1 pseudogene is annotated in these 306 nt (G+C 76.1%); it reads left to right on the top strand.

Features of this window, described 5'->3' with window-relative positions:
* Positions 1–306: pseudogene (locus ACR6JA_RS22910) on the top strand (hypothetical protein); the annotation flags it as partial.

Raw genomic sequence — 306 nt, 5'->3', positions numbered from 1 at the left:
ACGCGTGGGCCTGCCCGGCCCGGCGCTGGCGCCCTACCTGGTCGGCCTGCTGGTGCTGCTGGGCATGCTCGGCACCTTCCTGGGCATGGTGGTGACGCTGCGCGGCACCGGCGCCGCGCTCGAAAGCGCCACCGACCTGGCCGCGATCCGCGCCTCGCTGGCCGCGCCCGTCAAGGGCCTGGGCTTTGCCTTCGGCACCTCGATCGCCGGCGTCGCCACCTCGGCCATGCTGGGCCTGCTGGCGGCGCTGTGCCGCCGCGACCGGATCCAGGCCGCGCAAGGGCTCGACGCCAAGGCCGCGACCAC

Source organism: Cedecea sp. B1(4) (assembly GCF_059414925.1).
Note: the sequence above shows the minus strand (reverse complement) of the source record. Positions and strands in the feature narration are given on the sequence as shown.